The following is a 26,534-nucleotide window of genomic DNA, read 5'->3' as shown; positions in this document are numbered from 1 at the left end:
TTCGACGAAGCTCGCCTCCTCCGTGGGGGGAGGCATTTTGTTAACTGCTGAGACGCTATCGGCCGAGTTTCTCGTGAAGGGGACGCGAGTGGGCTATTCACGTCAGGTCGGCCCGCCGATTGTCGCGGCAGCGGTGGCCACGATCGTTCTGACGAACTTCGCGACGGTGAGCATCGTCAAGGACGATGCTGCTTCGCGGATCGAGCTGTTCGGTGCGATCTGGCCGATCGCGCTGACTTCGGCCGTGGCCGTCGTGCTGGTCATGTCCTTCCTCTACAAGTCGTTGGTCGAGCTCGTTCAGGAGCTCGAAAATCGGCAGGCTGCCGCCCAGCATCAGGCGCTTCACGACCAGCTTACGGGCCTTGCCAACCGCGCTCTGCTTGAAGACCGGTTGGCGCAGGCCCTCACCCGCTACCGGCGAAGCGGTGAGCAAGTGGCCCTGCTGATGCTCGACCTGGATCGATTCAAGCAGGTCAACGACACCCTCGGACACCATGCCGGCGACCGGCTCGTTGCCGAGGTGGGCGACCGGCTGCGGTCGCTGGTCCGGGAAACGGATACCGTCGCCCGGATCGGCGGAGACGAGTTCGCGATCGTCCAGGTCAGCCCCAAGGGCGAAGCCGACGTTCGGCGGATGTGCGAGCGGATCATCGGCACCATTCGCCAGCCTTTCCAGATCGGCGATCGCGAAGCCCGAGTAGGAGTCAGCATCGGCGCGGTCTTCGCCAGCGCAGAAGTCTCCGAAGCCTCGGAGCTTTTGCGGAAAGCCGACATCACCATGTATCGTGCCAAGGCGGCCGGTCGTGATTGCTTCCGAATTTTCACCGAAGCGATGGATGCCGACGTACAGCGTCGTGACCGGATCGAAAATGCTCTTCGGTCCGAACTTCCTGACGCCACTGGCTTGCGGTTATTCTTCCAGCCCGTGATCGGGAGCGCCGGGGGTGTCATCGGCCTCGAAGGGCTTCTGCGCTGGAACGATCCCGTGCTTGGGCAGGTTCCGCCCAGCGACGTGATCCCGATCGCAGAGGAGTGCGGGATCATCGAAGAACTTGGGCTGATCTTATTCCGGGACGCCTGCCGTACGGCTCGGCGCTGGCCCGATCTTACCGTCGCCATCAACCTGTCGCCCGTCCAGTTCCGAAATACCGCCTTCCCGGCCAGCTTGCGCAGCATCGCCGAACAGGAAGGCGTGGATTTCAGACAGATCGAGTTGGAGATTACGGAAACGCTCTTCATCGAGCACGACGCCTTGTGCAGCCAGGCGATCGAGGAGTTGCGCGGCTATGGCTTCCGGGTGGCTCTCGACGATTTCGGGACCGGTTACTCGTCATTGAGCTGCCTGCGCCGCTTCCCCGTCGACAAGATCAAGCTCGACCGCTCCTTCATTGACCTTGCCGCGCGCGACCAGAGCGTTGCCATCATCCGCGCGGCGGTGACTCTCGGCCATGCGATGAACCTTGAGGTGATCGCCGAGGGCATCTCCTGTCCCGAGGAGGAGATGATCGCGATCGAGGCCGGATGCGACGGACTCCAGGGCTTCCTCTACGCGCCAGCCTTGCCCGTCGAGGAGATTGACGGCTTCCTCTCCTCGAACCGACTGAGGTCGCCGGTCTCCGACGCGGCCTGACGCCGCTTTCCAACGTTGCGTCGCCAGCGCGGCAGCCGGCATTGACCTTGGACGTTCTCGCGGCAAGCCAGACTTGCGGAGACTTTGATGAGCCGGATCCTCATTCTCTACCATTCGACCTACGGACATGTCGAAAGAATGGCCTATGCAGTTGCCGAAGGCGCTCGTGAGGCTGGCGCCGAGGTCCAGGTGAAGCGGGTTCCCGAACTGGTGCCGGAAGAGGTGGCGCGAAGCTCCGGCTACAAGCTGGATCAGGCTGCACCGATCGCGACCGTCGACGAGCTTCCGAACTATGATGCGATCATCATCGGCGTCGGCACACGCTACGGACGAATGGCGTCACAGATGGCCAACTTCCTCGACCAGACCGGCGCTCTTTGGGCGCGGGGCGCGCTGAACGGAAGAGTAGGTTCGGCCTTCACCTCCACCGCCACCCAGCATGGCGGCCAGGAGACAACCTTGATGGCGATCCACACCAATCTGCTTCACCTCGGCATGGTGACTGTCGGCCTGCCCTACAGCTTCGCGGGGCAGATGACCCTCGATGAGATTACGGGCGGAAGTCCCTATGGCGCGAGCACCATTGCCGGCGCCGACGGATCACGCCAGCCGAGCGACAACGAACTTGCCGGCGCGCGCTTCCAAGGGAGGCATGTCGCTGAGATCACGAGCCGGCTCTTCCCGAGTTCGCCGGAGCCCGAAACGGCAGAAACCGAGCATTTCCTGTTCAGTCGCTAGCGGCGGAATAGAGCAGCTCACCGATCGGTGAAACGATCGGGACGTGAACGGAAGTGGCGGCCGCCCAGAGGATCAGGCCGCCGGCAAGCGCCACCCAGCTCGGCACTGCATCACGCCAGCGGATCCTGCCCTGAAACAAGGCAGTGAAGGGAACGAACGACGTCTGCCGCTGCCAATCGGGCCAGGCCTCTGCCGTCCGGCAGGCCTTCCTGTGATCCTGTCCGATCGACCCCAGCACCGCCAGCACAAGGATCCCGGACGCGACGATCAGATTTCGAGCAGTACCGGAAACGGAGATGTGCACCAGCGCCCAAAGGATGAAACTCGTGTTCATCGGGTGACGTGTGATCGCGAAGACTCCGCGCGGTCCTGGAACCGGTCGCAGCGAAGAGCGGGGATGAGGGAAGGCGGGATTTCCACGCAAGGAGCCCACAAGGAGAATGCTGGCGCCGAGCATGATCGCGGACGCGACTGGCCACCACCAGGACGGCGCGATCCAGAGCGGGTTTGCCAGTTCCACCGAACGGAAGGTGATGATCATCCAGCCAAGGGTGGCCAGCGCGATGAAGGAATATAGGCCGAGAAAGCCGCGCTCGCCGAGCCGCTCGACCAGCTTCGCTCGTAGTGGATGAGAAAGCGCCAGATGCGAGCCGACAAACGCCCCTGTTGCCAGCGCGAGCTGCGCAAGCGGGCTCAATTCCCAGCCATCCTCAAGAAGCTAGCCGGCGGCGGAGACCGTCCGGTCCGATCCTCGATCATCACCTTTCATAGGCATTGGGCAACTGGCCCTCGGTCGGATTGCGATAACGGTCGCGCAGCCGGGTCTGTCGGTTCTCGAGGCTCTGCTGGACTCCGTCGATCCAGACGGCTTCGACGCCGCTCGCGAGTTCGAGCGGATCGCCGTCCCAGATCACCACATCGCCGCGCCGACCGGGGCGAAGCGAGCCGATCTGGTCGCCAAGGCCGATCGCCTCGGCGGGACGGGAGCTGATCGCCGCGAAGGCCTCGTTCCAGCTCAGCCCCGTATGACCCGGTACTCGGCCGATGGCGACGAGATTGCCGGCATATTGGGTGGAAACCCTGATCTGCCGGGTTTCGTCGTCGTTGATCATCCCGATCGCGACATCCACGCCTGCAGCCCGCATCCTTCCGATATTGGACTGAGTGGCGGCCAGTTGCTCGAAGCTGTTCGGAAGGTCGGTGAGCGCGTTGGCGATGACGGGAACGCCCGCCGCCGCGATCCGGTCGGCAACTCGCCAGCCTTCGGCCGCTCCGACGATGACGAGCCGGAGCCGGGGAAATTCGCGCTTGAGCGCCAACGTCTGGAGGATGTCGCTCGCCCGTTCGACATGGACGAGCAGCAGCTGCCGTCCCTGCAAAACGGGCACCAGGGCGGCCGCATCGAAGCGGGTCAGGAGCACGTCCTCCGATCGCTGCGCACCCGGCAGGAGGTACGGGTTTTCCTCGATATCTTCGGGCGGCGGCTCGGAGGCGGAGCGCTGAATGCGCCCGCCGCTGCCGATCGGGGCACGAAGGTCCCGGGCTTCGCGAAGGGCGTTGCGAAGGAGGACATGCGCCGAGGCACGGCTGCCGCCGGCGTCGCTGGCTCCGGCCTCGCCCAGTTCGATGAACTGGAAGGCGCGAGCGCGCGTAATCGGATCCATGTCGCCGCCGAGGTCGATCACCGCGCCCTGTCCGGCGAAAATGCTTCGACCCGTCGCGGGCGAGACCACGGCTCGAGTGACGCCCGCGGCGCGGTTCACGGCGATCGATGCCGCCTGCGGGTTGATTGCGGGCGCGACGTCGATGGCGGCGCTGAATGGCGAACTGTTGGCCTGGACGTCGTTCGTCGGGTCGACGGCGTCGACTTCGACGAGACCGATGCGGGAGAATCCGGCAACGATGCCGGGTGTCACCCATTTGCCTCGGGCGTCGATCACCGTTGCGCCTGCTGGGATCGGGACACCGGCTCCGGCCGCGGCGACCCGGCCGTTGCGGATCACCACGGTGCCGCCGTCGATCGGATCAGTGCCGTCGCCGACGACGACTCGTCCGCCAGTGATGGCGATGACCGCGCCATCGCCACGCTGACCGACTGACAGCGAGGCACCATCGTTCTGAGCCGCGACGGGCGCGGCGGCGACGGCGGCGATCCCCGCCAGGAAAATGGCGAGCCGCCTCATTTCACATCTCCCTCGCCTGGTTGCCCCAGTTCGAAGTCGGACACCGGTCGCAGCCGCGGATTGTTCATGTCGTAGAGCAGGGCACCGTCGATCCAGACCTGCTGCGGTCGGGTGTAAACGCTGAAGGGGTCGCCGTTCCAGAGCACGACGTCGGCGCGCTTGCCTACTCGCAACGACCCGGTTTCGCGGTCGATTCCGAGCGCCCGTGCGGGATTGAAGCTCAGCCAGCGCCAGGCGACTTCGTCGGAAATGTTGATTCCCATCCGGCGTCCGTCGGCGAGCGCCTTCGCCGCCTCCTGGTTCAGGCGCTGGATCCCGTTGGGATCGTCCGAATGAACGATGGCACAGGCGCCGGCATTGTGGACCAGGGGGATATTCTCGTTGACCGCGTCATAGGCTTCCATCTTGAAGCCCCACCAGTCCGCCCACATTGCGGAACAGACGTCATTCTCCCGCAGCAGGTCGGCAATCTTGTAGCTCTCGACCGCGTGGTGAAAGGTGGAAATTCGGAAGCCGAATTCCCGGGCCATGTCCATCATGATCGCCATCTCGTCGGCACGGTAGCAATGATTGTGGACGAGGATGTCGCCGTCGAGGACTTCGGCGAGGGTCTCGAGCGCCATGTCGCGAGCCGTACCGGGATCGCGGGCACGGCGTTCGCGATATTCCGCCGCCCGCTGCCAGGTTTGGCGCATCAAGGCGACATTGCCCATGCGCGTCTGCGGCATTTGATTGCGCCCGCCATAGACGCGCTTGGGATTCTCGCCGCACGCAATCTTGAGGCCGCGCGGTGCGCCGGGGAAGCGCATCTGCTGCATAGTTCGCCCCGGAACGTTGCGAAGAGTCACGCCGCGGCCGCCGAACAGGTTGGCCGATCCCGGCAGCACCTGCAGAGTCGTGACTCCGCCATTGGCGAGCGCCCGCGAGAAGCCGGGATCCTGCGGCCAGACGCTATGCTCCGCCCAGACTTCGGGGCGGACGGGCGAAGTGATCTCGTTGCCGTCGGAATGGGCCTGGACGCCGGGACTTGGATAGTCTCCCAAGTGACTGTGAACGTCGATGATCCCGGGCGTCACCCAGCGACCCGCGCCGTCAACCCGAGTGGCGCCCTCGGGGATGGGCGTTTCCGGCCCGCCGATCGCCTGAATTCGGCCGTCGACGAGGACGATCGTGCCGTTCTCGATCCGGCCGCCTTCGCCGTCGAATATCGTCGCGCCGGTGATTGCGGTCGGGACTCCGGGATAGGGCCGGTAGGTGGAAGGATAGGGATCCGCGGGAGGGGTATATCGAGGCGAAGCCGGGCGGGATTCGGACGAGGCCGACCGCGCGTCGTTTCCTTGCGCGGCGCAACCGGCCAGCGCCACGGCCGCAGCCGCGGCAATCAGGCGTGACTTCATGTCAGATTTTGCTCCTCGACGGCTTGGTTTCCCGCTCCGGGTGAATGCCGGGCGCTTGCTTCTCGGCCAGCTCCTTATAGCCGGCCAGCTCCTCGTCATCGCGAAGCGTGTCGAGGTGCATCAGCTTCTTGACCAGCGGCGAGACGATGATGACGGCCACCCCAAACGCCACGGCGACCCAGCCGACCGTGGAATAGACGTCCAGCACGACCTCCTTGGCGCCTGCCGCTTCGCCTTCGAGCTCGCCCGAGCCGGTCGCTGCGGCGATGAGACCGGCCGCGAAGTTGCCGGTCGCCGAAGCGAAGAACCATGTGCCCATGATCAGGCTCGCCATATGCTTGGGGGCCAGCCGGTTCATCGCGCTGAGGCCCACAGGGGAGAGACAAAGCTCACCGGTCGTATGGAGCAGATAGATCAGGAAGATGAAGATGACCGGGGTCAGGTTCTCCATCCCGGCGGCCTGCGATCCCCAGACGAGGACAAGGAAGCCGAGTCCCAGCTGAAGCATGGCGAGGCCGAATTTCGCGGGCGTGGACGGCTCCATTCCGCGCCGTCCGAGCCAGGTCCAGAGCGTGGCGAACAGAGGCGCAAGAAGGACGATGTAGATGGCGTTGATCGACTGGAACATGGAGGCCGGAACCTCCCAGCCCATCATGCTGCGATCCACCGAGCGGTCCGTGAACAGGTTCAGAGACGATCCCGCCTGCTCGAACAAAGCCCAGAACAGGATCGATCCCAGGATCAGGAACATCGCGGCGAAGATCCGGTCACGATCCTCCTTCGGAAGCTTGGCCACGGCTGTGAACAGTACGTAGCTGACCAGAATCACACCGGCGACGAGCAGCAACCAGCCGACGACCTCCTGGTACTGGATGAGCTGCCAAATTCCGACCACCGCGGCGAACCCGACCAGGTAGAGCAGCCATTCGAACTTGATGCCTGCAACCGGCCGCGACAGGGCTGAGGGATCCGGCGCCTCGCCGCGGCCCATCAGCAGCGGTTTGCCGATCACGAAAACGACGAGCCCCAGGAGCATGCCGACACCGGCGGCACCGAAGCCGTAGCTCCAGCCGTAGGTCTGGCCGAGATAACCGCACAGCAGCGAACCCAGCGCGGCGCCGAGATTGATGCCCATGTAGAAGATTGTGTAGGCGCCGTCGCGCCGAACGTCGGTACGCGGATAAAGCTGGCCGACGATCACTGAGATGTTGGCTTTAAGAAAGCCGGAGCCGACGATGATGAAGCTGAGGGCAAGCCAGAAGATGTTGAGCGACGCGGCGTCCTGGCCGCCCGTCCCTTCGAAGCCCATCAGGAAGTGGCCGAAGGTGAGCAGCACGGCGCCGTAGAGGACGGCCTTGCGCTGGCCGAGCCATCGGTCGGCAAGATAGCCGCCGAGCACCGGCGTGATATAGACCAACGCAGTATAGGCGCCGTAGATGACCCCGGACCTTTCGTCCGAGAAAAGCCAGTGCTGGGTGAGATAGAAGATCAGCAGCGCCCGCATGCCGTAGTAAGAGAAGCGCTCCCACATTTCGGCGAAGAACAGGACGAAGAGCCCTCTGGGGTGCCCCAGAAATGTCTTCGAGTCGTACGTGTCGGGCGTGGTGGTGGCCATCAGGCAGCTGCTCCCAAGGTTTCCCGTCCGCTCGGGCGGCGGTCGTTGGCGGGGCAGACTAGCGGGAGAATTCCCATTGTGAAGCGGGATTGTTGCGCCCTTCCCGGACTGCTAGCGGCTGGCGATGTTCAACGACCTGTCGTCGCCGCTCAGCCTCCTGCGCACCCGGCGTTCGGCCAGACCTCGCGACCTGGTCGAACCCGGACCGTCACCGGAAGAGCTTCGCCAAATCCTCCAGATCGCCACTCGGACGCCCGACCATGGCAAACTCCATCCGTGGCGCTTCGTCCATGTGCCGAAGCCATCTCGCGAAGCCTTCGCTGCGTTGCTGCACCGCGCCTATCGGATCGACAATCCCGCCCCCGGCCGCCTGGAGATCGAGGCGACGGAACGGTTTGCGCATCAGGCGCCGGAACTCGTGGTTGCGCTTTCCAGCCCGACGCTCGGCCACAAGATCCCAGTCTGGGAGCAGGAGCTGTCCTGCGGCGCTGCCCTCATGAACCTGCTGCTGGCGACCCATGCCTCAGGCTATGCCGCAGGATGGGTGACCGGCTGGGCCGCTTACTCCCAGGAAGTGCTTCAGGCTTTCGGAACGGCCCCGGAGCGGATCGCGGGGTTCGTGTTCATCGGCAGCTGCCCGACGGCGCTGGAGGAACGGGCGCGGCCGGACCCCGACCAGGTGATATCTCGCTGGCAGGCATGATATTTTATGCTGGACTCCCGTCATGCGGTGTGTTAGTCCAGCATAACGCATGACCGAAGAACGCCCCGTCTATCTCCGCCTGCGCGATTCCATCGCTGCAATGATCCTGGAAGGGCGTGTCGGAGATGGCGATCCGCTTCCCTCCGTTCGAACCCTTGCCGCCGACTTCGGCGCCAATCCCCTGACCGTCGCCAAGGCCTATCAGACTTTCCAGGAAGAAGGACTGGTGGTGGTGAAGCGCGGCGTCGGAATGTTTGTCGCGGCCGGCGCGTCGGCCCGGTTGCGCGAGGCGGAGCGCAAGGATTTCCTCGAAAACCGTTGGCCGGCGGTCGTGTCGCACATTCGGCGTCTCGGGCTCGATGTCGACGATCTGCTTGAGCGTTCGCTCGCCTGACGCCCGGACGCTCCGGAGGACGATTGTAACAACTGAAACAAAGTTGCGCCCGGAGAGGCATGAGGCCGAAACATCGGCACGCCATTGAGCCGTCAGCCGCCGGTGCCGGGTAAATTTCCTACGCCCCCCGAAAGTGATCTGGCGCCGGCGGCACTCCAATCTGTTTCCGACGAAAGGATCGTGTGATGACTCCGCTTCGCGCCTTCCTGCTTTCGTTCGCCGCCGGACTGACGGTGTTGTTCACTGGACATGGGCTGATCAGCTGGGCCCTCGCGGCTCCGGTGGAGACTGCCAGCGAGCGCCGTTTGTCCGCTTAGGCGCTTGATTCGGCGCGGCGGCTGCCGCACCATCGCATCGACGCTGCTGCGGAGGAGAATGATGAAGTATCCAGGCATGTTCGCCGCGGCGACCCTGGTGGGCGCCGGCCTTCTTCTGTCCGGATTTGCCGCTCCGAGTGCCAAGTCCGGGCCGCCGATCATTCCTTATCTCTGTGAAGATGGGCGTCCGGTCACGGCGGTTTACGAACATGGCGGCGATTATCGCTACGCCACGGTCAAGCTGACCTATGACGGCAGGACGAGCGAGCTTCGGGCTGCCCCGGCGGTCACGGGCATGCGCTATCGCGCCGACCCGAGCGGGGAGGGGGCTGCGTCGCTGGTCTGGTCGGTAACGGGCGAAGAAGGCCATCTGGGTGAATCTTCCGGAAACGAAGATCGCCTGATTGCGCGCTGCGTACGAGTCCGCGGGGCCGCGGGCGAGGCCAGCGCTCATGACGCCGACCACGACGGCGAGAACCACTAGAAGGCAGGCGACATCGACGGCGAGCGGCTGTGACCGATTTGCCGCAGCTGCGCGCCTGTTCAGCGTCAGGACATTGACTCGCCGTTAAAATCCGGCGCCTTGACGCTTATGTGTGCCGCGCGTGCGATCGACCGGGTGTCTGATCGCCGGAGCCGGGGGGTCGAAAGGTTCATGTTGACGAAGAAGCGGAGCCTGTTGGTCGGCGGCGTAGGGAGCTGCCTGCTCTGCACGGGGTTCGGCGCCTTAGCTCAAGACCTGGGGAGCAGCGCCGCCCCAGCAGGCAATTCGGGGACGGTGATCGGTCCGCCCCAGCTGCGGGACTTCCGGCTGCAGCCTCAGGAGCGGATCGTGACTCAACCGACGCCGGCTCCGGCGCCGCCCGTCGAGGTTGCACCGCCGTCCCCGGTCCGCACGCCTCAGCCGGAGTCGCAGGAACCCCCATCCCGCACCGTCATTCGACCCACTCAAGCGCAGCCGAGCCGACCGGCGGATACCCAGGAGCGGCCGGGGCCGACGGAGACCGCGCCCAGCTTGCCGGCGGCTACCACGGGCGAAGCGCCGACCGTCGATGCCCTTCCACCCCCCCGGCCGACGCCAGCATTGCCGGAGCAGGCGCCGATCGATCCCGCTGCTCGGCAGCCCACGTCGGAGCAGCAAGAGGACGGGTCCTACTGGCTGTACGCGATCCCGGCAGCGGGTCTGGCTTTGCTCGGCGCTGCTTTGTTCCGACGCCGGCGCCGGATCAGTGCGGCCGAACCGGCCGCAGCGCCTGCGCCAGCCGCGGCGCCGCCCAAGCCCCGGCCCGATCCCGTGCCACGGCCATGGCTGGAACTCGAACTCAAGACCGAGCGGGCTTCCTTCACGGCGACCGAAGCAGTCGTCCAGTTCGAGCTGACCGTTCGCAATACCGGCAAGAGTCCCGCTCGAAACCTGCGTATCGACGTCAAGATGTTCAACGCCGGACGGGAACAGGATCAGGCGATCGGCGCCTTCTTCAAGACTGCGGGACGCGAAAGCACCAAACTCAACCTGCCGGGGATCGGCGCTGAGAATACAGGCGTGATCCGCGGCGAAGTCGCGATGCCGCGAGACGAGATACGTGCGGTCCGGCTGGACGATCGCCTTCTCTTCATTCCGGTTGTCGCCGTGAACATACTCTATGACTGGGGCGAGGGACGAACCGGACAGACTTCCAAATCCTATGTCGTCGGACGGGAGCTCCAGGAGCAGAGCGACAAGATGGGGGCATTCCGGGTCGACCAGGGGCCACGGATCTGGCGAACGGTCGGACAGCGACCGCACAAGCTCGCGAAGCGGGTCTGATCAGGCAGCGAAGGTTTCTTCGTCGATCGAATAAAGGAGATCCGCCCGCAGGCGCGCAGCGGCTTCGAGTCCGAGCGCTTCCGGAACGAGGATGTCGAGAAAGTAGCGCGCTGCCGCCTGTTTCGAGCGGGCGAAAGCCGATGTCTCTCCGGATTGATCGATCGCGGTCAGCTGCCGCGCAAAGAGCCAGCCGGTGACCGTGGTCGAGAGCATCGTCAGGAACGGGTAGGAGGCGGCCAGCCGGTCGTCAGGGGTAGCGGCCATCAGGTCGCGGGCAAGCGCCTCGCACGCGTCGGTCAGTTCGACGAGCCTCGCTTCGCCGCGGGATGCCTCCCGGATCTCGGCAAGCAGGCTGTTCAATGCGGCTCCACCCGCCAGGGCGAGCTTGCGCCCCACCAGGTCTGCAGCCTGGATGCCATTCGTACCTTCGTAGATGGGAGATATTCGGGCGTCGCGATAATGCTGTGCAACGCCCGTCTCCTCGACATAGCCCATTCCGCCATGGACCTGAACCGCCAGGCTGGTCACTTCGACGCCCACGTCGGTTCCATAGGCCTTCACCAGCGGCGTCAACAGATCGGCCCGCGCCTTTGCCGCCGGGTCGCCGAGAGTCGCCCGGTCGGTTTGCCCCGCCGTGTAGTAGGCAAGCGCCCGCGCTGCCTGAGTCAGCGCTTTCATCCTGAGAAGCATCCGCCGGACGTCGGGATGACCGATGATTGGGGCTGGCTGACCCTCGCGGGAGCCCTGGACGCGCTCGCGGGCGAAACCGACCGCCTGTTGCAGCGCGCGCTCGGCGATCGACACGCCCTGGAGGCCGACATTGAGCCGGGCATTGTTCATCATCGTGAACATCGCCGCCATTCCCTTGTTGGCCTCGCCGATCAGCCACCCGACTGCGCCCCGGTCCTCCCCGTAGGACATCACGCAGGTGGGAGATGCGTGAATCCCGAGTTTGTGCTCGATCGAGACGCAGCGCAGGTCGTTGCGGGTTCCGTTGGGCAGGATCTTCGGCACCAGAAAGAGCGAGATTCCCTTCGTTCCCTGGGGGGCGTCGGGCAGCCGGGCAAGGACGAGGTGAACGATATTGTCGGCAAGGTCATGCTCGCCGAACGTGATGAAGATCTTCTGACCGAAGATCCGGTAGGAGCCGTCGTCGCTGGGAATCGCCCGAGTCTTCAGCGCGCCGACGTCGGAACCCGCCTGCGGCTCGGTCAGGTTCATTGTTCCGGTCCATTCGCCGCTGATCAGCTTAGGTAGCCATGTCTGCTTGAGATCGTCGGAGCCATGATGCTTAAGCGCTTCGACGGCGCCGGGAGTCAGCATCATGACCAGCGAGAAGGCCATGTTCGCCGAGCCGAGATCCTCCATCACCACAGTGGCAAGGCTAAGCGGCAGGCCCTGGCCGCCATGTTCCTGCGGCCCCGATAATGTTCCCCAGCCGGCCTCCACATAGGCGCGGTAGGCTTCGCGAAAACCTGGTGGCAGGGTCACGCCGTCCGGAGACCATTTGGCACCGATCTGGTCGCCGATCCGGTTGAGCGGCGCGAACTCGCCCGCAGCAAATTCACCTGCGCCAGCGACCACGGCCTCGACGAGATCCGGCGTAGCTTCCGCGAAGAGTTGATGGGCCGCCAGCTCGTCCATCCCAACGACGTGACGAAGAAGGAAATTCTGCTCCTCGACCGGTGGCGTATAGTTCATCGGTGTTCCCGGAATGGTTGCGCGGACGACGCCATGGCTATAGCCGGCGCGGTTCATGGTGCAAACGCGGCTGCTCCCTTATGGACCGGAGGCCATCGCCGAAGCGGCTCGGCTGATCGACGCCGGACAGCCGGTCGCGATTCCGACCGAAACCGTCTACGGACTTGCCGCGGATGCGACCAACGGAGAGGCCGTCGCCCGGATCTACCAGGCCAAAGGGCGGCCGAGATTCAATCCGCTGATCGTTCACGTCCTTGGGATCGAGCAGGCAGCAGAGATTGCCGACTTGCCGGACTCGGGCCTTTCCCTGGCAAGCCGCTACTGGCCGGGCCCGTTGACGATAGTGCTGCCCCTCAAGCAGGGGGCGCCGATCGCCTCCCTGGTGACGGCCGGGCTGCCCTCCATCGCTCTTCGCGCTCCGGCCCACGCGGCCATTCGCGACCTGTTGCGATTGTCGGGGAAGCCGCTTGCGGCGCCCTCCGCCAATGCGAGTGGCCGGATCAGTCCGACCCGCGCCGAGCACGTCCTTTCCAGCCTGGATGGACGAATCCCGCTGATTGTGGACGGCGGCAGGACATCGCACGGCCTGGAATCGACCATCATTGCCGTCACGGACGGCGAATTGCGCATGCTGCGGCCGGGGCCGATCGATCTGGCGGTCGCTCGCAGCACCCGTTCAGGCATCGAAGCTCCCGGCCAGCTTCAAAGCCACTATGCTCCCGCCAAGCCGCTTCGACTGAAGGCCAGGGAGGCAAAGATCGACGAATGGCTGATCGGATTCGGGCCGGTTTCGGGTCATTCCAGCCTCAGCCTTGCCGGCGACCTGATTGAGGCCGCCGCAAGCCTGTTCGATCGACTCCATGAGGCGGACCGGGCGGCGCCGCCAAGGATTGCCGTCGCGCCCATTCCCGATCAGGGGATCGGCGTCGCGGTCAACGATCGTCTCCGTCGCGCGGCCGCGCCGCGGTAGACGGAGATTTTGGCGGGGAGCTTCGGACGACGCTCCCGCCCGGAACACGTCGTCGACGAGCAGTTCGCGATGCCAAGCGCCGAGACTAGACGGCCGCGTTGCTCTTCAGCCGAGCCTGGAAGCTCTTGCGCAGCTTCTGGAGCTTCGGGGGAATGACGGCAAGACAATACGGGTTTCGCTGCCCCTCATTCTCCCAATAGTCCTGGTGATACTCCTCGGCGGGCCACCATTCACCGAGCGGTTCGATCCGCGTGACGATCGGCTGCGGCCAATCGGCTTGGGCGCGCTGGATGCCACGTCGAGCGGCTTCCTCCTGCTCCTCATTGTGCGGGAAGATGGCCGAGCGATATTGCGGGCCGATGTCGTTGCCCTGCCGGTTCAACTGGGTCGGATCGTGGGTGGCGAAGAAGATATCGAGAAGCTGGTCGTAGCTGATCGCTTCGTCGTCATAGGTGATCCGGATCGCCTCGGCATGACCGGTATTGCCGTCGCAAACCTGCTTGTAGCTGGGGTTCGGTACGTGACCGCCAATATAGCCGCTTTCGACCGCCTGGACTCCGACCACGTCCTTGAAGACCGCCTCGGTGCACCAGAAGCAGCCACCTGCGAAGGTCGCCTGCTGAGTGGCCATGATCATTCTCCTGCTGTCGGCTCGGACCCTTCCCGACCCCTTCGGGAACGAGGGAGAGTGAACCTGAAGACCGCGCCGCCTTCGGGGCGGTTCTCTGCCCAGATAGTGCCCCCATGGGCTTCGACAATGGTTCGAGAGATGGGCAGCCCGATTCCCATCCCGTTGCGCTTGGTGGTCATGAACTGGGAAAACAGATGATCGAGCAGTTCGGGAGGTATTCCGCATCCGGTGTCGGCAACGCTGATCCCGATGAGTTCATCGGTCAGCGCATGGGTGGAAATCAGGATCTCCCGGCGATCGCTTTGCCCCACTGCATCGACGGCGTTCCGGATCAGGTTGAGAAGCACCTGCTGGACCTGAACTCGGTCGGCCCGCACCCACTTGGCCGCTGGATCCAGCTCGACCCGGTGAGAAATCCCCAGCGCCGCCTCATCCAGAAATGCGAGAACTCCGACTTCCTCGATCAGCCGCGGCAGGTGCTCCACCGTCATCGAGACAGTCCCGCGGGCGACCAGTTCACGAAGCCGACGGACAATCTCGCTGGCCCGCCTCGCTCCCGCTTCGGCGAACTGCAGCGCTTCCAAAATGTCCTCAGGCTGGCCGGGAACGCTGGCCGCAAGACGTCGTGCTCCGCTGATGAAATTGCTCGCGGCCGTGAGGGGCTGATTCAACTCATGGGCCAGGGTCGAAGCCATCGTCCCCATCGCGCTCAGTCGGGAGACGTGGATCAGCTGGGCTTCCATGCGGCGAATCTCGGATTGTGCGCGATGCTGCTCTGTGAGGTCCGCCATGGCGCCAACTGCACGAGTGGCGCGGCCCTGTTCATCGCGGATGATGAAGCCGCGGTCGAGCACGTCGGCATAGCTGCCGTCATCCTTGAGCAAGCGATAGGTTGCCGACCAGCGATTGTCGCTGCCCGCAATCGCGTCGGCGAGACTCTGAACGGCCGCAGCCTTGTCGTCAGGATGGATTCGTTCCGCCCACCAGCCGATGCTCGTCCGACCAGGCGGGTCGTCCGTACGGCCGAGAATCCCGGCCGTGTTCTCGCTCCAATCGACGGTACCGCGCGCGACGTCATAGTCCCACACGGCTTCGCTCGTCGCTCGAACGGCCAGTCGATAGCGCTCCTCCGCGTCGCGATAGGCCTGTTCGGCGACGCGGGCCTCATGCACGTCCTGCGTTGACCCGTACCAGCACGTGATTCGTCCGCTGCGATCCTTGGCAGGCAAGGCCCTCGCAAGCACGGTCCGATAGGATCCGTCTGCTACTCGGCCGCGGAACTCAATCGAGAAGGGTTCTCCGCAGGCGATCGAGCTTTCGAACGAGGCGGTCACTCGGTCGCGTTCGTCGGGGTGGACAAGTTCCAGCCAAGCGGATCCCAAGGCACGGTTTTCCGGAAGACCAGAAAGGTCGCGGAAGGCCTTGCTCATCGATCTGATCGCGCCGTCGGGATCGGCGACCCAGACGAGGTGTCCGCCGATCTCGGCCGCGAAGCGATACATCTTCTCGCTTTCGCGCAACCGCTTGTTCTGAGCCTTGAGGAGGCTCAGCTCCGCCCTGAGGCGGGCAGACTCGGAGTCAAGATCCGCTGATCCCCCGACCGGCAGCGGTGAAAGATTGTTCACCGTTCAGGCCGCCTGCTCCGATGTCGGCTTCATCCCGCCCTCGATCGCCGTCGTAAGTGCCTCGGCGAGGCTGGAGGCCTGCAGCCGCTCCATCATGTTGCCGCGGTGCATCTCGACCGTTCGAAGGCTGATCCCGAGTCGGTTCGCAATCTGCTTGTTCGATTCGCCACAAAGAAGGCCTTCCAACACTTCCTTCTCGCGTGTGGTAAGCTGTGAAACGCGCTCGAGCGCAGCGCGCTTGCGCCGCCCTTCGACTTCACGCTCGCTCAGCAGTGAAAAGGCGTGGCTGAAACAGGAAAGCAGAGATTCCTCAGAAAAAGGCTTCTCGATGAAGTCGACTGCTCCGAGCTTCATGGCACGAACCGCGACGGGGACTTCGCCATGCCCGGTCATGACAATGACGGGCCAGTCGATCCCACGCCGATTCATTTCGTCCATGACGTGGAAACCATCCACTTGCGGCATTCGAAGGTCGAGCAGGACGCATCCCGGCTGGAGGTCCTGAATGGCATCGAGAAAATCCGCCCCCGACCCGAACGGATGGGATCGGATATCAGAAGCGCCAAGCATGAAGCTCAGCGAACGCCGGACATCCCGATCGTCGTCGACCACATACACTTGATACGAATTCAGTGTCTTAGTCCTTCGTTTGGAATGGTTCTGGCCCCGGTGTCGACAATGGGAGCTAGACCGCCAAAGAGCAAGAGAAGTTGATCCAAATCAGCCCGGTAACCATGAACGGCGAAACAGCCGCGAAAGGTTGGAACCGCGGACTGGAGAGGCTGGTTGAAGGCCGCCAAAGGAGCGAGCGGCATGTGCCCAGCTGATGCGCAATCCGATCCCAGCGAAGTCGTTGTCGAAGAGGGTGAAATCATCGTCGAAGGCCCGGACGGCGTCGCCGTCACTTTCACGGCCGATGCGGCTGAAGAGACGGCGCGGCGGCTGATGCAGGCGGTCGAAGAAGTGCGTCGCCGAACCGGGAAATGACTCGATTTATTCCGAATCCAAGCTCTGGAGTCGCTGGTCCAGCCTGTCGATGTCCTGCCACGGGTCGGAACTCTGCCGGATCCGGGTGACAACGGAGTCGATGGTGAAGGCCGCCGGATCCAGTCCTTCGTCGAGCTCGTTCCAGTGAAGCGGCGTCGCCACCGGAGCGCCCGGTCGGGCTCGAGTGGAGTAGGGGCCGATCGCCGTCGATGTCGGGTCGTTGCGGAGATAGTCGATGAAGATCCTGCCCTCGCGCTCGGCCTTGGATATCCGGGTCAGATATCGCTCCGGCGAGTCGGCGGCCATGCGCTCGGACAGGGACTTGGCCCACGACTTGACGACCGGCCACTCATGCACGGCCGCAATCGGCAAGACGACGTGCAGCCCCTTGCCGCCGGTCGTCTTGACGAAACTGGTGAGTCCCAGTGATCCTAGGCGATCACGCACCTCGAAGGCCGCACGAACTACGGCATCGAAGGCCAGGCCTTCGTCGGGGTCGAGATCGAAGATCACTCGGTCGGGTTTGTCGCGACGATCCACCGTCACGCCCCAGGGATGGATTTCCAAGACTCCCATCTGCACCAAGGCGATCAGTCCGGGGAGGTCGCGGACTAACAGGTAGGGATTGTCGAACCCGGGCATGGTGACTTTTTCGATCTGCCAAGCCACGCCCGCGCCGGCATGGCGCTGGTAGAAGCATTTCTTCTGCCGTCCGGTGGGGCAGCGAACGATGCTGATCGGTCGCAGTGCGACATGCGGAAGGATCTGGTCGGCGACGGCGCGATAATAGTCGGCAAGGTCCCCCTTTGTGATGCCCTGTTCGGGATAGAGGATCTTGTCTGGATTGGAGAGCCGAACGCCCTCGACGATCCGTTCGCTCATGCCGAAGTCACCTGTTCGATCCGCTGCGGGGCGGCTTCCGGTTGAAGCTGGTCGATCAGGCATTGTTCCGGTGCCTTGTCGGGCCGCCAGCGAAGAAAACCGGTGCCGTGCCGGAAGCGGCGCCCGGTGACATGATCGTAGCGGATCTCGACGACCAGCTCGGGCCGCAAGGGCTGCCATTCGCCGGTGCGATCGGTCGCCCATCGGCTCGGGCCGCCTGGTGAGTCGCCCGTGAAGCCGGGGGGCTCGAGCAACGCCTCGAGCCGCCGAGTGAGCGCACCTCGGTCCCGCAGCTTGATCGCCGAGGTGAAGCCGACATGATGCAATAGCCCATCGTCGTCGTAGAGGCCGAGAAGGAGCGAGCCGACTTCCCGGCTGCCGGTGCCATAGCGGAAACCGCCGACGACGCAGTCGGCGGTTCGGATCTTCTTTATCTTCAGCATCGCCCGCTCGCCGGGGTCGTAGCGGCCGTCGATTCGCTTGGCGACGACGCCATCCAGAGCGTTTCCTACCTGATCGAGCCAGCGCTGGGCCTGATCCCGGCTGTCGGTCCGAGGCGACAGCAACACGCCGTCGCTGACGTCTCCAAGCTCCAGCAATTCAAGGCCTCGCCGCCGCAATGACAGTGGAGCGTCGATATAGCGGGTCTCTTTGTGGAACAGCATGTCGAACAGCATCAGCTGCGCCGGAGTCTCGGCGGCGAGCTTGCGTACCCGACTTTCTGCCGGGTGCAGCCGAAGCTGAAGCGCTTCGAACGAGAGCAGGCCGCCGACCGGGATGATCAGCTCGCCGTCGACGACGAAACGGTCGGCCTCCATCGACAGCAAAGTGTCGACCACTTCGGGGAAGTAGCGTCCTAGCGGCTTTCCGGACTTCGACTGCAGGTGCACCTGGTCGCCGTCGCGGAAGACCAGGCAACGGAAGCCATCCCATTTGGGCTCGAACTGCCATCCCTCGTCGGACGGCAGGGACTCGGCCGGCTTCGCCTCCATCGGTGCTAAAGGCGGTCTGATCTCCAGCCGGTCGAATTCGGCCACGATCTCTCCCTGGCAGTTTCGCAAAGGGTGAGACTCCGGAAGCTTGTCGCGGTTCCCGCACGGGTCGCCGAAGCGCGAAACACTTCTTTACCAAAGTTCCCGAGGCTGCGGCGAACGGCGGCGCGGACAGGATGAACCGAGCTAATAATGAGGGCCTAATCATTGAGACGCTTCGAGAAAATTCCTAGCTTTTCGGTCGAAGCCGGGGAGGGACCTTCATGTCATTGACGCGACGACAGATTATCGAGGCTGGAGCCGCCACTGGTGCGCTCGCGGTGATGGCAAGCTCGCCATTGCTGGCCCAGGTCGTCGGTTCTTCTCCCGGACAGGCTTCGCCGGTGCCCGTTCCGGCCCGTCCGCGAGTCATGGTGGACCCGATCGTCGATCCCCGGATCGTCACTCGTGCCCGTGCCGCTTTCGACCGGCACAGGCCGCAGATCGCTCATGGCGATATCGTCGGAATCGTCGACTTTACCCGGCCTTCGCGCGAGCCCCGTTTCTACCTTCTGGACACCAATACCGGTCGGGTCACGCCTCATCTTGTTTCGCATGGCCGCGGCTCCGATCCCGGCCATACGGGTTTCCTTCAGCATTTCTCCAATCGCATCGGTTCGGAGGCGAGTTCCGATGGTGCCTATCTCACCGGCAATTACTATTACGGGAAATATGGCCGATCGATGCGGGTGAAGGGGCTGGACCCGAGCAACAGCAATGCCGAAGCGCGTGCGATCGTCGTTCACACCGCCTGGTATGCCGAACCTGACCAGGTGGAGGCGCACGGGCGCCTTGGACGAAGCGAAGGCTGCTTCGCGCTCCCGAATGCAAGCCTTCAGGAAGTCCTGGCGAGGCTCGGGCCGGGGCGCTTCCTCTACGCCGACAGACTGGCCTGATCCTCCGCTGGCGCCTCGCCGGGTGCCGGCTTCAGGTTGGAAACGGCGGGGCCATGGATCACCTCTCCGTCCAGTGCGAACCGCGATCCGTGGCACGGGCAGTCCCAGGTCCGGTCGGTTTCATTCCAGCCGACCAGGCAGCCCATGTGGGTACACACGGCCGATACGGCATGCAGTCGGCCCTGCTCATCCCGGAACCCCGCGACGTTGTTGCCGTCGATCTTGAGGATCGCAGCCTCGCCGGGAGCCAGCTCGGCGAAACTGAGCGGCTTGCGCGAAAGGTAGCCGCTCACCAGGTGCGTCGCGACTGAAGTGTTCTCCTTAACGAACTCCTTGCCGCCGGCGACCGGTTTCACGCGCGAGGCGTCATAAATCTTCAGCCACGGATTGTCGCGCCCGGCAATCAGGTCGGCGATCAGGATGGCCGCGGCGGTGCCGTTGGCGATACCCCAGGCATCGAACCCGGTGGCAACAAGGTAACCGTCCCGTGCAGCAGACGACCAGCCGACGAACGGTGACTGGTCCATCGGCGTATAATCCTCATTGGTCCAGCGATACTCCGGACGAACGCCGAACTGCTCCAGGGCGTAGCGTTCGATCTCCTCGAAATATTGACGTTCCTCGTCGACATGGCCGGGCTTGAAGCTGGTTCCGCCGAAGATCATCCAGGCGGTGCCCTGTTCGTCAAGGTGCGGCCGCACCGAATGGTTCGGCTGCGACTCCGCATTGATGAACATGCCGTGCGGAACCCGGCCGGACTCGGCACGACCCATGATGACCGGGTGGATGTGGGGATAGGCCATGGCGTAATAGAGGCCTACCTGGCCCAGCGGCATGTGGGTCGCCATCACCACCTGGCGGGCCCGCACCGTGCCTTGGTCCGTGGCGATGCGTTGCGGGTCCCAATCCACCACGCGCGAGCCTTCGAAGACGTGGCTCCCGTCGCCGGGAAGCGTTGCGGCAAGCCCCTTCAGATATTTTACGGGGTGGAACCACGCCTGCTGGTCCCACTTCATGGCGGTGAGTACCGGATAGGGCAGGCCGGTGTCCGTTGTCAGCGATGCCGGCAGTCCCAGGCGACGGGCGATCTCGACCTCATCTTCGATCTGCGACACGTAGGACTCGTCATTGGTATAGGTGAAGGCCGGCGCCCGCTCGATCTCGCAGGAAATGCCGTGGCGCTCCGCCAGTTCGAGGATGGTGCGTAGCCCCGTCTCGTTGGCGTCGGCATAGGCCTTGGCTCCGTCCTCCCCGAACTTTCGGGCGAGCGTTGAATATTTGATGTTGTGCTGCGACGTGATCTTCGCCGTCGACTTGCCGGTGACCTCCTCGCCGATCCGACGCGCCTCGACCAGGGCGACGGTAAGCCCCCGATCCTTGAGCAGCCGAGCCGTCGTGGTACCCACCATTCCGCCGCCGATGATGGCCACGTCCACATCGATCTCTCCCGCGAGAGCCGGGTGGTCGCTCCTCGGCGCGGTCGCGTTCCAGTAGGATGCGTGTCGAACGTTGCTCGTCATCGATTGGCTCCCGGCTGCTGACAGCCAAAGAACCTTCGGCACCGGGCCCTGTTCCCGGGCGGGGTCGACCGAAAATGTGGTGAGCCCAGCTGGATTCGAACCAGCGACCTACTGATTAAAAGTCAGTTGCTCTACCGACTGAGCTATGGGCCCTTGAACGAGCAGTTCCACCTAGGAGTGGCGGCGGCCCTGGTCAACCGCGCGAGGTCGGCGAAGACGGGCAAGAAGTTGTCGCACCGTTGCTCCGCTGATCGGATCCCGCCAATCCGGAGCAACGCGCGCGAGCGGTTCGAGCACGAATCGGCGGTTCCTGAACTCAGGGTGCGGGATCAGCGTGCCGGGGCCGCTCCAGGCCCCTTCCGACCAGAGGATGATGTCGAGATCCAGCACTCGCGGCCCCCAACGCCGCCCTTTGCGTCGCCCGAAATCCCGTTCGAGGTCCTTCAGCGCTTCCAGCAGCGGCTCGGGAGGCAGGTCGGACGAGAGGATGACGACCGCGTTCGCAAAGGCTCGTCCGGCCGGCCCCAGCGCCGGCGTAGAGACGATGTCAGAGCCGATCTCTATCTCGCCAAGCCGCGACAGGGCGCGCGTCGCGGCCGTGAGGACGCCACGAGGAAGGCCATGTCGGCCATGGCGTCGATTGGAGCCGAGCGCGATCGCATAGCGGAATTTCGCCATGGCCCCGCCTAGTCACTCGTCTTGTTTACGGGAAGACGCCTTGCCCGCACCTGTTGGGCGAGCCGGATCGTTCGTCAGCTAGTCGCGACCGAGGCTGCTTGCCTCTTCGTCATATTCGCTGGCCATGCTCATCAGCGTTTCGACGGTTCGAGCATCGGTCATGGATTGGGCCAGTCTCCGACATCGCGCCGCCTGCGCGCGAAGTTCAGCAGCCTGTCTTCGGTCGGTCACGTCGAGGAGGATGTTCACGGCGCCGACGACATTTCCATGATCGTCATGGATCGGAGTGGGGAAGGGAGAGAAGATGACCCGGCTGCCATCCGGTCGCTCGGTAGCCGCGACCAGGCCGCGGATCGGGCGCCGTTCCCGAAGCGCGACGGCCATCGGGCAATCCTCATGAGCAAGCGGCTCGCCGCTTTCGGTATAGAGCCGCCAGCTGATGCACCAGCGATCCTGACCCGCAACGGGCGTTCTTCCGGCGAAATCGACGCAGGCTCGGTTGAAGTAGGTCACCCAGCCGTCGGCGTCCGTGAGGTAGACAGCCGCAGGTTCCGAATCCAGCGCCGAATGAAGGGCCTCCTCGCCAGCACGCGCCGCGTCCACCGCGCGAGCAACGATCGAGTCCGGAAGCTGCGGCTTGTGATGTGTGAATAGAGGTTTGGCTTCAGGCACGCTGCTGTCTTCGACTCCCCGCCCGCTGAACGGTTACTAACACAAATCAAGCTGCTCGGTTCCGCCGCAGGAGAAGAAACTGATGAGGGCGTGGCGTTATGACGTCAGATTGACGGAACCGGTCTTCGTCCACGGCTTTGTTGCCGCAATGCCGAGGCGTGTCGCCATCTCGCTCCTGGCTCTGATCGCGCTTGCAAGCTGCGGACCTTCACGCCCGCCCTGGGCCGATGGAGCGATGGTTCGCACCGAGCGTCCGGCCGATGGACCGCCCCAGGACCTGTCCCGCCTGTCCGAGCGACTCCTGTCATTGCACAATCGCGAGCGGGCGGCGGTTGGCGTGACGCCGCTCAGCTGGGATCCTCGACTCGCGGCGGCGGCAGCCAGTTACGGTCCCGAGCTCGAACGGCTGGGGCGGCTGGCCCATTCAGCTCCCCAAACACGTCCGGGGCAGGGCGAGAATCTCTGGATGGGAAGTCGTGGAGCCTATAGTCTCGAGGAGATGGTGGCGGGCTGGGCAGGGGAAAAGAGACTGTTCCGCCCTGGCACCTTTCCTGACGTCAGCGCCAGCGGCCATTGGAGCGACGTCGCGCACTACACGCAGATGATATGGCGAAGTACCGATCGCGTGGGCTGTGCGATCCATCGATCGTCGAGCTGGGACTTTCTGGTCTGCCGCTACGCGCCTTCGGGCAATGTGGTCGGGCAGCGGGTCCCCTGATTTTCGTCAGGGCCGGGCGGCAAGGCGTTCGACTTCGCTGTCTTCAAACGTGCGGACGACCGCCTCCGGAGGAGCCGAACCGGTGAGACTGACCAGCCAGGCGACCAACCCGCACAGGAGGAATCCCGGGACGATCTCGTAAAGGACGGAGCTCAAGGTTTCGCCGTCGGGGAGCACCGGCGCGAAGATCCAGAAGAGGACCGTGACGGCACCGGTGATCATCCCCGCAAGCGCGCCGTTGCGAGTGAGCCGTTTCCAGGTGAGGCTGAGGATGACGATCGGCCCAAAGGCGGCACCGAAACCCGCCCAGGCATTCGCCACCAGTCCAAGGATGTTGCTTTCCGGATCGTAGGCCAGGAGGATCGCCACCAGAGCGACCGCCAGGACGCAGATCCTTCCCACAATCACCAGCTCCCGCTGGCTTGCCTGCCGGCGGAAGTAGATCCGATAGAAATCCTCGGTGAGCGAGCTGGAAGAGACGAGAAGCTGCGACGAGATCGTGCTCATGATCGCGGCGAGGAGCGCCGCCAGGAGAAATCCGGTGATCAGCGGGTCGAAAAGGACCTGGGAAAGGAGGATGAAAATGGTTTCGGGATCCTCGAGAGCAAGGCCGTTGCGTGTGGCAAAGGCCAGGCCGACGAAGCCCGTCGCCAGCGCTCCCAGGAGAGTCACCGCCATCCAGCTCATGCCGATATTGCGCATTACCGGGACGTCGCGAACCGAGCGCACGGCCATGAAGCGGACGATGATGTGCGGTTGACCGAAATAGCCCAATCCCCAGGCCAGGGCCGAAATGATCCCGAGCAGTGTCGTGCCGGCGAACAGATCGAGCGCGTCCGGGTTGACCGCCGCTATGTCGGCGGCAACGCTCGAATCCAGGCGCAGAAAGGCGACCAGCGGCACCAGGATCAGGGCCACGAACATGATGAGGCCCTGGACGAAATCGGTCAGGCTCACCGCGAGGAAGCCACCGAACAGGGTGTAGGCGACCACGACGCCGGCCGTCACCCACAAGCCAAGCGCATAATCCGCGCCGAATGCGCTCTGGAACAGCTTCCCGCCCGCGACCACGCCCGACGAGGTGTAGAGCGTGAAGAACAGGATGATGACGAGTGAGGCAATCACCCGGAGCGAGTGGCTCCGATCATCGAACCGTTTCTCAAAGAATTCGGGTATCGTGATGGAGTTGGATGTTTTTTCAGTATGGACGCGCAGTCGCGGCGCGACGACCAGATAGTTGGCGAAGGCGCCGGCGAACAATCCGATCGCGATCCATGCCGCGCTGAGTCCGGACATGAAGGCTGCCCCGGGAAGTCCGAGCAGCAACCAGCCGCTCATGTCCGACGCTCCAGCCGAAAGCGCGGCAACCTGAGGACTGAGCTTTCGACCTCCGAGGAGAAAGCCGTCAATATCGTCCGTCGAGCGCTTCCAGGCCCACAGACCGATTGCGATCATTCCGGCGAAATAGAGCGCGAGCGAGACGATGGTGCCGGTTTCCATCAGTCCACCGCCTCGAAATCGCCTCGGCTCTCGTCAAGCACGTGGAGGATGCCGTCATGAATGGCGAAATAGGCTCCGTGCAGCTTGAGTTGACCGGAATCCTCGCGTTCCCGGACGAAAGGAAAGGTTCGAAGATTGCGAAGGCTGGTCCTGATCGCCTCCAGTTCCAGCGCTCGCTGGGGGTCGGCGCCGCCGCTGGCGACGACTCGGTCGCGCGCCTCCCGGACGATCGCCATCCAGTCATCGATGAAGCTGTGACCAGGTTCGCCGAGATCGTCTCCGGCAAGCGCTGCGGCAATGCCCCCGCAAGCGCCGTGCCCCAGCACCACGATGTGGCGGACCTTCAGATGAACGACACCGAATTCGAGCGCCGCGGACGCACCGTGAAGACCGCCTCCGACCTCGTAGGGAGGGACGAGGTTGGCGACGTTGCGAAGGGCGAACATCTGTCCGGGAGAGGTGTCGAAGATGGTCGCCGGGTCGACTCGGCTGTCGCAGCAGCCGACCACCATCACCGGCGGCTCCTGGCCGTGCGCAAGCCGCTCCCATCGCTGCTTCTCGACCAGATAATCGCCGGTTCGGAACCGCCGATAGCCTTCGAGCAGGACTTTGAATTCCGGCATCTCAGAAGCGCTCCCCGCGGACGACTTGGACGTCGGACAGGGTAAGCAGCATTCCGTAGGATTCGAGGTAAGGCACGAGCATGTCGACCAAGCGGCCGGCTTTCTCTTCGGAGGCGATGGTCAGGAAGATCGTCTTGGCCCCGGCTCCGGTTACGGCATCATCTCTCCAGGTGCCGCCACGACCAGCGCCGGACTGGACCGGGATCAGCGTATAGCCGGCAATCCCGGAATCGGCCGCGGCCTGGATCAGCCGGGGCGCGAGCGGAGTGTCGACGAGTATCTCTACCCGCTTCCGAGTGAACGTGCTCACCATTTCATGAAACGATCCGTGCCAGCATTGCGAACAGCGGTATGCCGAGGATGATGTTGAAAGGGAAGGTTACGCCCAGCGACATCGACAGATACAGGCCCGGATCAGCTTGCGGGAGCGCAAGGCGCATCGCCGCAGGAACCGCTATATAGGAGGCACTGGCCGCAAGAATGCCGAGCGCGGCGGTCGAGCCGACGTCCAGCCCGATCAACGCACCGGCGAATGTTCCGATCGTGCCGTTCAGAAGAGGAAAAGCGATGGCGAGCGCTGCCGTTCGATGAGTCAGCGAGCGATTCTCGACCAACCGGCGTCCCGCAATGAGTCCCATGTCGAGCAGGAACAGGCATAGCAGTCCGCGGAACAAAGTGTCGAAGACCGGTGCGATCGGAGCAAAGCCGGCCGGCCCGGCAGCGAATCCGATGACAAAGCTGCCGATCAGGAGCACGACCGACGCATTGAGAAGGACTTCGTGCATCAGGGCGCTCGAACCGGTGCGGTCCATGCCGCCGCTTCGGCGGGCCAGCACTAGCCCGCTGACGATCGCCGGAGTCTCCATGAGGGCGAGGACGGCGACCATGTAGCCGGCAGGCCCAAGGCCGCCGCGGCTCAGGACTTCCGATGCGGTGACGAAGGTCACGACGCTGACCGATCCGTAATGGGCGGCGACCGCTGCGGCGTTGACGGGCTCGACCCGACCGAAGCGAGTGAGGATCGTGTAGGCCAGAAACGGCAGCGCGAAACTGAGCCCGAGGCCGGCCAGCGCAGCGACTCCAAGCTCCGGGGTGAACCCGGTCTTGGAGACTTCGACCCCGCCTTTGAGGCCGATCGCGATCATCAGGTAGATGGAGAGGCCCTTGGCAACGGCGTCGGGAATGGTGAGATCCGAACGAAGGAAGGCCGCACCCAGCCCGAGAACGAAGAACAACACCACCGGCGAGCTGAGTGTCGCGATCACTGTATCCATGGTCCGCGCGCTAGCCGCCGCTCCCTGTTGCGACAAGACCAC

Annotated in this window: 28 protein-coding genes and 1 tRNA gene; 11 read left to right on the top strand and 18 right to left on the bottom strand. The window is 64.1% G+C overall.

The window, feature by feature from the left end; genetic code table 11:
• The first annotated feature begins 88 nt into the window (after positions 1 to 88).
• On the top strand, positions 89 to 1,630 hold the full coding sequence (locus ACRYLT_RS14155; RefSeq protein ID WP_482664727.1) for a putative bifunctional diguanylate cyclase/phosphodiesterase: 1,542 nt from the start codon (positions 89 to 91) through the stop codon (positions 1,628 to 1,630).
• Positions 1,631 to 1,717: 87 nt separating this feature from the next.
• Complete coding sequence (wrbA, locus tag ACRYLT_RS14150; RefSeq protein ID WP_482664726.1) at positions 1,718 to 2,368, top strand: NAD(P)H:quinone oxidoreductase; 651 nt, start codon at positions 1,718 to 1,720, stop codon at positions 2,366 to 2,368.
• Here wrbA and ACRYLT_RS14145 read toward each other — a convergent pair.
• The 4 genes from ACRYLT_RS14145 to ACRYLT_RS14130 all read right to left on the bottom strand — a co-directional run bounded on the left by ACRYLT_RS14145 (position 2,358) and on the right by ACRYLT_RS14130 (position 7,563).
• The gene (locus tag ACRYLT_RS14145) at positions 2,358 to 3,065 is read right to left on the bottom strand and encodes an NnrU family protein (protein ID WP_482664725.1); all 708 of its coding nucleotides are present in this window, start codon (positions 3,063 to 3,065) and stop codon (positions 2,358 to 2,360) included. The genes wrbA and ACRYLT_RS14145 overlap by 11 nt on opposite strands.
• A 61-nt stretch (positions 3,066 to 3,126) precedes the next feature.
• On the bottom strand, positions 3,127 to 4,551 hold the full coding sequence (locus ACRYLT_RS14140) for an amidohydrolase family protein (protein WP_482664724.1): 1,425 nt from the start codon (positions 4,549 to 4,551) through the stop codon (positions 3,127 to 3,129).
• Positions 4,548 to 5,948: an amidohydrolase gene (locus ACRYLT_RS14135; RefSeq protein ID WP_482664723.1), complete on the bottom strand. Its 1,401-nt coding sequence runs from the start codon at positions 5,946 to 5,948 to the stop codon at positions 4,548 to 4,550. The genes ACRYLT_RS14140 and ACRYLT_RS14135 overlap by 4 nt, the downstream gene beginning before the upstream one ends.
• Before the next feature lies 1 nt (position 5,949).
• Entirely contained in the window at positions 5,950 to 7,563 is a 1,614-nt protein-coding gene (locus ACRYLT_RS14130) for a peptide MFS transporter (protein ID WP_482664722.1), read from the bottom strand.
• A gap of 124 nt (positions 7,564 to 7,687) precedes the next feature.
• Here ACRYLT_RS14130 and ACRYLT_RS14125 point away from each other — a divergent pair, with 124 nt between their 5' ends.
• From ACRYLT_RS14125 to ACRYLT_RS14105, 5 genes are all read left to right on the top strand, one after another.
• Positions 7,688 to 8,266, top strand: coding sequence for a nitroreductase family protein (locus ACRYLT_RS14125; protein WP_482664721.1), 579 nt, complete (start codon positions 7,688 to 7,690; stop codon positions 8,264 to 8,266).
• Between the two features lie 49 nt (positions 8,267 to 8,315).
• On the top strand, positions 8,316 to 8,660 hold the full coding sequence (locus ACRYLT_RS14120) for a GntR family transcriptional regulator (protein ID WP_482664720.1): 345 nt from the start codon (positions 8,316 to 8,318) through the stop codon (positions 8,658 to 8,660).
• A 185-nt stretch (positions 8,661 to 8,845) separates the two neighbouring features.
• Positions 8,846 to 8,977 carry a hypothetical protein gene (locus tag ACRYLT_RS14115; protein WP_482664719.1) on the top strand — a complete coding sequence of 44 codons (132 nt, stop codon included), beginning with the start codon at positions 8,846 to 8,848 and terminating at the stop codon, positions 8,975 to 8,977.
• A gap of 58 nt (positions 8,978 to 9,035) precedes the next feature.
• A complete protein-coding gene (locus ACRYLT_RS14110) occupies positions 9,036 to 9,461 on the top strand; it encodes an MliC family protein (RefSeq protein WP_482664718.1) in 426 nt (141 codons plus the stop codon).
• 348 nt (positions 9,462 to 9,809) lie between these two features.
• On the top strand, positions 9,810 to 10,784 hold the full coding sequence (locus ACRYLT_RS14105; RefSeq protein WP_482664717.1) for a hypothetical protein: 975 nt from the start codon (positions 9,810 to 9,812) through the stop codon (positions 10,782 to 10,784).
• On the opposite strand, the gene ACRYLT_RS14100 is transcribed toward ACRYLT_RS14105, so the two are convergent.
• A complete protein-coding gene (locus ACRYLT_RS14100) occupies positions 10,785 to 12,485 on the bottom strand; it encodes an acyl-CoA dehydrogenase (protein WP_482665456.1) in 1,701 nt (566 codons plus the stop codon).
• A 55-nt stretch (positions 12,486 to 12,540) separates the two neighbouring features.
• On the opposite strand from ACRYLT_RS14100, the gene ACRYLT_RS14095 reads away from it, so the two are divergent.
• Entirely contained in the window at positions 12,541 to 13,455 is a 915-nt protein-coding gene (locus ACRYLT_RS14095) for an L-threonylcarbamoyladenylate synthase (protein ID WP_482664716.1), read from the top strand.
• 85 nt (positions 13,456 to 13,540) lie between these two features.
• Here the strand turns inward: ACRYLT_RS14095 and msrA are convergent, their stop codons facing one another.
• From msrA to ACRYLT_RS14080, 3 genes are read right to left on the bottom strand one after another with little or no spacing between them, the layout of a single operon-like run.
• On the bottom strand, positions 13,541 to 14,086 hold the full coding sequence (gene msrA / locus ACRYLT_RS14090; RefSeq protein WP_482664715.1) for a peptide-methionine (S)-S-oxide reductase MsrA: 546 nt from the start codon (positions 14,084 to 14,086) through the stop codon (positions 13,541 to 13,543).
• A gap of 2 nt (positions 14,087 to 14,088) precedes the next feature.
• Entirely contained in the window at positions 14,089 to 15,711 is a 1,623-nt protein-coding gene (locus tag ACRYLT_RS14085; protein ID WP_482664714.1) for a PAS domain-containing sensor histidine kinase, read from the bottom strand.
• A 3-nt stretch (positions 15,712 to 15,714) separates the two neighbouring features.
• Positions 15,715 to 16,323, bottom strand: coding sequence for a response regulator transcription factor (locus ACRYLT_RS14080; RefSeq protein ID WP_482664713.1), 609 nt, complete (start codon positions 16,321 to 16,323; stop codon positions 15,715 to 15,717).
• 201 nt (positions 16,324 to 16,524) lie between these two features.
• Here ACRYLT_RS14080 and ACRYLT_RS14075 point away from each other — a divergent pair, with 201 nt between their 5' ends.
• A complete protein-coding gene (locus tag ACRYLT_RS14075) occupies positions 16,525 to 16,698 on the top strand; it encodes a hypothetical protein (RefSeq protein ID WP_482664712.1) in 174 nt (57 codons plus the stop codon).
• Between the two features lie 6 nt (positions 16,699 to 16,704).
• On the opposite strand, the gene ligD is transcribed toward ACRYLT_RS14075, so the two are convergent.
• Together ligD and ACRYLT_RS14065 are read right to left on the bottom strand one after the other, a co-directional pair.
• The gene (gene ligD, locus ACRYLT_RS14070) at positions 16,705 to 17,580 is read right to left on the bottom strand and encodes a non-homologous end-joining DNA ligase (protein ID WP_482664711.1); all 876 of its coding nucleotides are present in this window, start codon (positions 17,578 to 17,580) and stop codon (positions 16,705 to 16,707) included.
• Positions 17,577 to 18,617: an ATP-dependent DNA ligase gene (locus tag ACRYLT_RS14065; protein WP_482664710.1), complete on the bottom strand. Its 1,041-nt coding sequence runs from the start codon at positions 18,615 to 18,617 to the stop codon at positions 17,577 to 17,579. The genes ligD and ACRYLT_RS14065 overlap by 4 nt, the downstream gene beginning before the upstream one ends.
• A gap of 218 nt (positions 18,618 to 18,835) precedes the next feature.
• On the opposite strand from ACRYLT_RS14065, the gene ACRYLT_RS14060 reads away from it, so the two are divergent.
• The gene (locus ACRYLT_RS14060) at positions 18,836 to 19,507 is read left to right on the top strand and encodes a murein L,D-transpeptidase catalytic domain family protein (protein WP_482664709.1); all 672 of its coding nucleotides are present in this window, start codon (positions 18,836 to 18,838) and stop codon (positions 19,505 to 19,507) included.
• Here ACRYLT_RS14060 and ACRYLT_RS14055 read toward each other — a convergent pair.
• The 4 genes from ACRYLT_RS14055 to ACRYLT_RS14040 all read right to left on the bottom strand — a co-directional run bounded on the left by ACRYLT_RS14055 (position 19,486) and on the right by ACRYLT_RS14040 (position 22,377).
• A complete protein-coding gene (locus ACRYLT_RS14055) occupies positions 19,486 to 21,027 on the bottom strand; it encodes an FAD-dependent oxidoreductase (protein WP_482664708.1) in 1,542 nt (513 codons plus the stop codon). The genes ACRYLT_RS14060 and ACRYLT_RS14055 overlap by 22 nt on opposite strands.
• Positions 21,028 to 21,104: 77 nt before the next feature.
• Positions 21,105 to 21,180: transfer RNA gene (locus ACRYLT_RS14050), tRNA-Lys, on the bottom strand.
• Positions 21,181 to 21,198: 18 nt separating this feature from the next.
• The gene (folK, locus tag ACRYLT_RS14045; RefSeq protein ID WP_482664707.1) at positions 21,199 to 21,705 is read right to left on the bottom strand and encodes a 2-amino-4-hydroxy-6-hydroxymethyldihydropteridine diphosphokinase; all 507 of its coding nucleotides are present in this window, start codon (positions 21,703 to 21,705) and stop codon (positions 21,199 to 21,201) included.
• Positions 21,706 to 21,783: 78 nt separating this feature from the next.
• Entirely contained in the window at positions 21,784 to 22,377 is a 594-nt protein-coding gene (locus tag ACRYLT_RS14040; RefSeq protein ID WP_482664706.1) for a PAS domain S-box protein, read from the bottom strand.
• 82 nt (positions 22,378 to 22,459) lie between these two features.
• Between ACRYLT_RS14040 and ACRYLT_RS14035 the strand changes: the two genes are divergently transcribed.
• Entirely contained in the window at positions 22,460 to 23,095 is a 636-nt protein-coding gene (locus ACRYLT_RS14035; RefSeq protein ID WP_482664705.1) for a CAP domain-containing protein, read from the top strand.
• A gap of 6 nt (positions 23,096 to 23,101) precedes the next feature.
• On the opposite strand, the gene putP is transcribed toward ACRYLT_RS14035, so the two are convergent.
• From putP to ACRYLT_RS14015, 4 genes are read right to left on the bottom strand one after another with little or no spacing between them, the layout of a single operon-like run.
• Entirely contained in the window at positions 23,102 to 24,595 is a 1,494-nt protein-coding gene (gene putP / locus ACRYLT_RS14030; RefSeq protein ID WP_482664704.1) for a sodium/proline symporter PutP, read from the bottom strand.
• The gene (locus ACRYLT_RS14025; protein ID WP_482664703.1) at positions 24,595 to 25,218 is read right to left on the bottom strand and encodes a carbonic anhydrase; all 624 of its coding nucleotides are present in this window, start codon (positions 25,216 to 25,218) and stop codon (positions 24,595 to 24,597) included. The genes putP and ACRYLT_RS14025 overlap by 1 nt, the downstream gene beginning before the upstream one ends.
• A 1-nt stretch (position 25,219) precedes the next feature.
• Positions 25,220 to 25,531 carry a P-II family nitrogen regulator gene (locus tag ACRYLT_RS14020; RefSeq protein ID WP_482664702.1) on the bottom strand — a complete coding sequence of 104 codons (312 nt, stop codon included), beginning with the start codon at positions 25,529 to 25,531 and terminating at the stop codon, positions 25,220 to 25,222.
• A 1-nt stretch (position 25,532) separates the two neighbouring features.
• A complete protein-coding gene (locus ACRYLT_RS14015; RefSeq protein ID WP_482664701.1) occupies positions 25,533 to 26,492 on the bottom strand; it encodes a sodium-dependent bicarbonate transport family permease in 960 nt (319 codons plus the stop codon).
• Between the last annotated feature and the right edge of the window lie 42 nt (positions 26,493 to 26,534).

This window comes from Sphingosinicella sp. SM1-17, assembly GCF_056821765.1.
Note: the sequence above shows the minus strand (reverse complement) of the source record. Positions and strands in the feature narration are given on the sequence as shown.

Bases quoted from the DNA above. Each gene is read 5' to 3' on its own strand.
- wrbA (WP_482664726.1), top strand. From the start codon at position 1,718: ATGAGCCGGATCCTCATTCTCTACCATTCGACCTACGGACATGTCGAA.
- ACRYLT_RS14140 (WP_482664724.1), bottom strand. From the start codon at position 4,551: ATGAGGCGGCTCGCCATTTTCCTGGCGGGGATCGCCGCCGTCGCCGCC.
- ACRYLT_RS14135 (WP_482664723.1), bottom strand. From the start codon at position 5,948: ATGAAGTCACGCCTGATTGCCGCGGCTGCGGCCGTGGCGCTGGCCGGT.
- ACRYLT_RS14130 (WP_482664722.1), bottom strand. From the start codon at position 7,563: ATGGCCACCACCACGCCCGACACGTACGACTCGAAGACATTTCTGGGG.
- ACRYLT_RS14125 (WP_482664721.1), top strand. From the start codon at position 7,688: ATGTTCAACGACCTGTCGTCGCCGCTCAGCCTCCTGCGCACCCGGCGT.
- ACRYLT_RS14120 (WP_482664720.1), top strand. From the start codon at position 8,316: ATGACCGAAGAACGCCCCGTCTATCTCCGCCTGCGCGATTCCATCGCT.
- ACRYLT_RS14115 (WP_482664719.1), top strand. From the start codon at position 8,846: ATGACTCCGCTTCGCGCCTTCCTGCTTTCGTTCGCCGCCGGACTGACG.
- ACRYLT_RS14110 (WP_482664718.1), top strand. From the start codon at position 9,036: ATGATGAAGTATCCAGGCATGTTCGCCGCGGCGACCCTGGTGGGCGCC.
- ACRYLT_RS14100 (WP_482665456.1), bottom strand. From the start codon at position 12,485: ATGAACTATACGCCACCGGTCGAGGAGCAGAATTTCCTTCTTCGTCAC.
- ACRYLT_RS14095 (WP_482664716.1), top strand. From the start codon at position 12,541: ATGGTGCAAACGCGGCTGCTCCCTTATGGACCGGAGGCCATCGCCGAA.
- msrA (WP_482664715.1), bottom strand. From the start codon at position 14,086: ATGGCCACTCAGCAGGCGACCTTCGCAGGTGGCTGCTTCTGGTGCACC.
- ACRYLT_RS14075 (WP_482664712.1), top strand. From the start codon at position 16,525: ATGTGCCCAGCTGATGCGCAATCCGATCCCAGCGAAGTCGTTGTCGAA.
- ligD (WP_482664711.1), bottom strand. From the start codon at position 17,580: ATGAGCGAACGGATCGTCGAGGGCGTTCGGCTCTCCAATCCAGACAAG.
- ACRYLT_RS14060 (WP_482664709.1), top strand. From the start codon at position 18,836: ATGTCATTGACGCGACGACAGATTATCGAGGCTGGAGCCGCCACTGGT.
- ACRYLT_RS14055 (WP_482664708.1), bottom strand. From the start codon at position 21,027: ATGACGAGCAACGTTCGACACGCATCCTACTGGAACGCGACCGCGCCG.
- folK (WP_482664707.1), bottom strand. From the start codon at position 21,705: ATGGCGAAATTCCGCTATGCGATCGCGCTCGGCTCCAATCGACGCCAT.
- ACRYLT_RS14035 (WP_482664705.1), top strand. From the start codon at position 22,460: ATGAGGGCGTGGCGTTATGACGTCAGATTGACGGAACCGGTCTTCGTC.
- putP (WP_482664704.1), bottom strand. From the start codon at position 24,595: ATGGAAACCGGCACCATCGTCTCGCTCGCGCTCTATTTCGCCGGAATG.
- ACRYLT_RS14025 (WP_482664703.1), bottom strand. From the start codon at position 25,218: ATGCCGGAATTCAAAGTCCTGCTCGAAGGCTATCGGCGGTTCCGAACC.
- ACRYLT_RS14020 (WP_482664702.1), bottom strand. From the start codon at position 25,531: ATGGTGAGCACGTTCACTCGGAAGCGGGTAGAGATACTCGTCGACACT.
- ACRYLT_RS14015 (WP_482664701.1), bottom strand. From the start codon at position 26,492: ATGGATACAGTGATCGCGACACTCAGCTCGCCGGTGGTGTTGTTCTTC.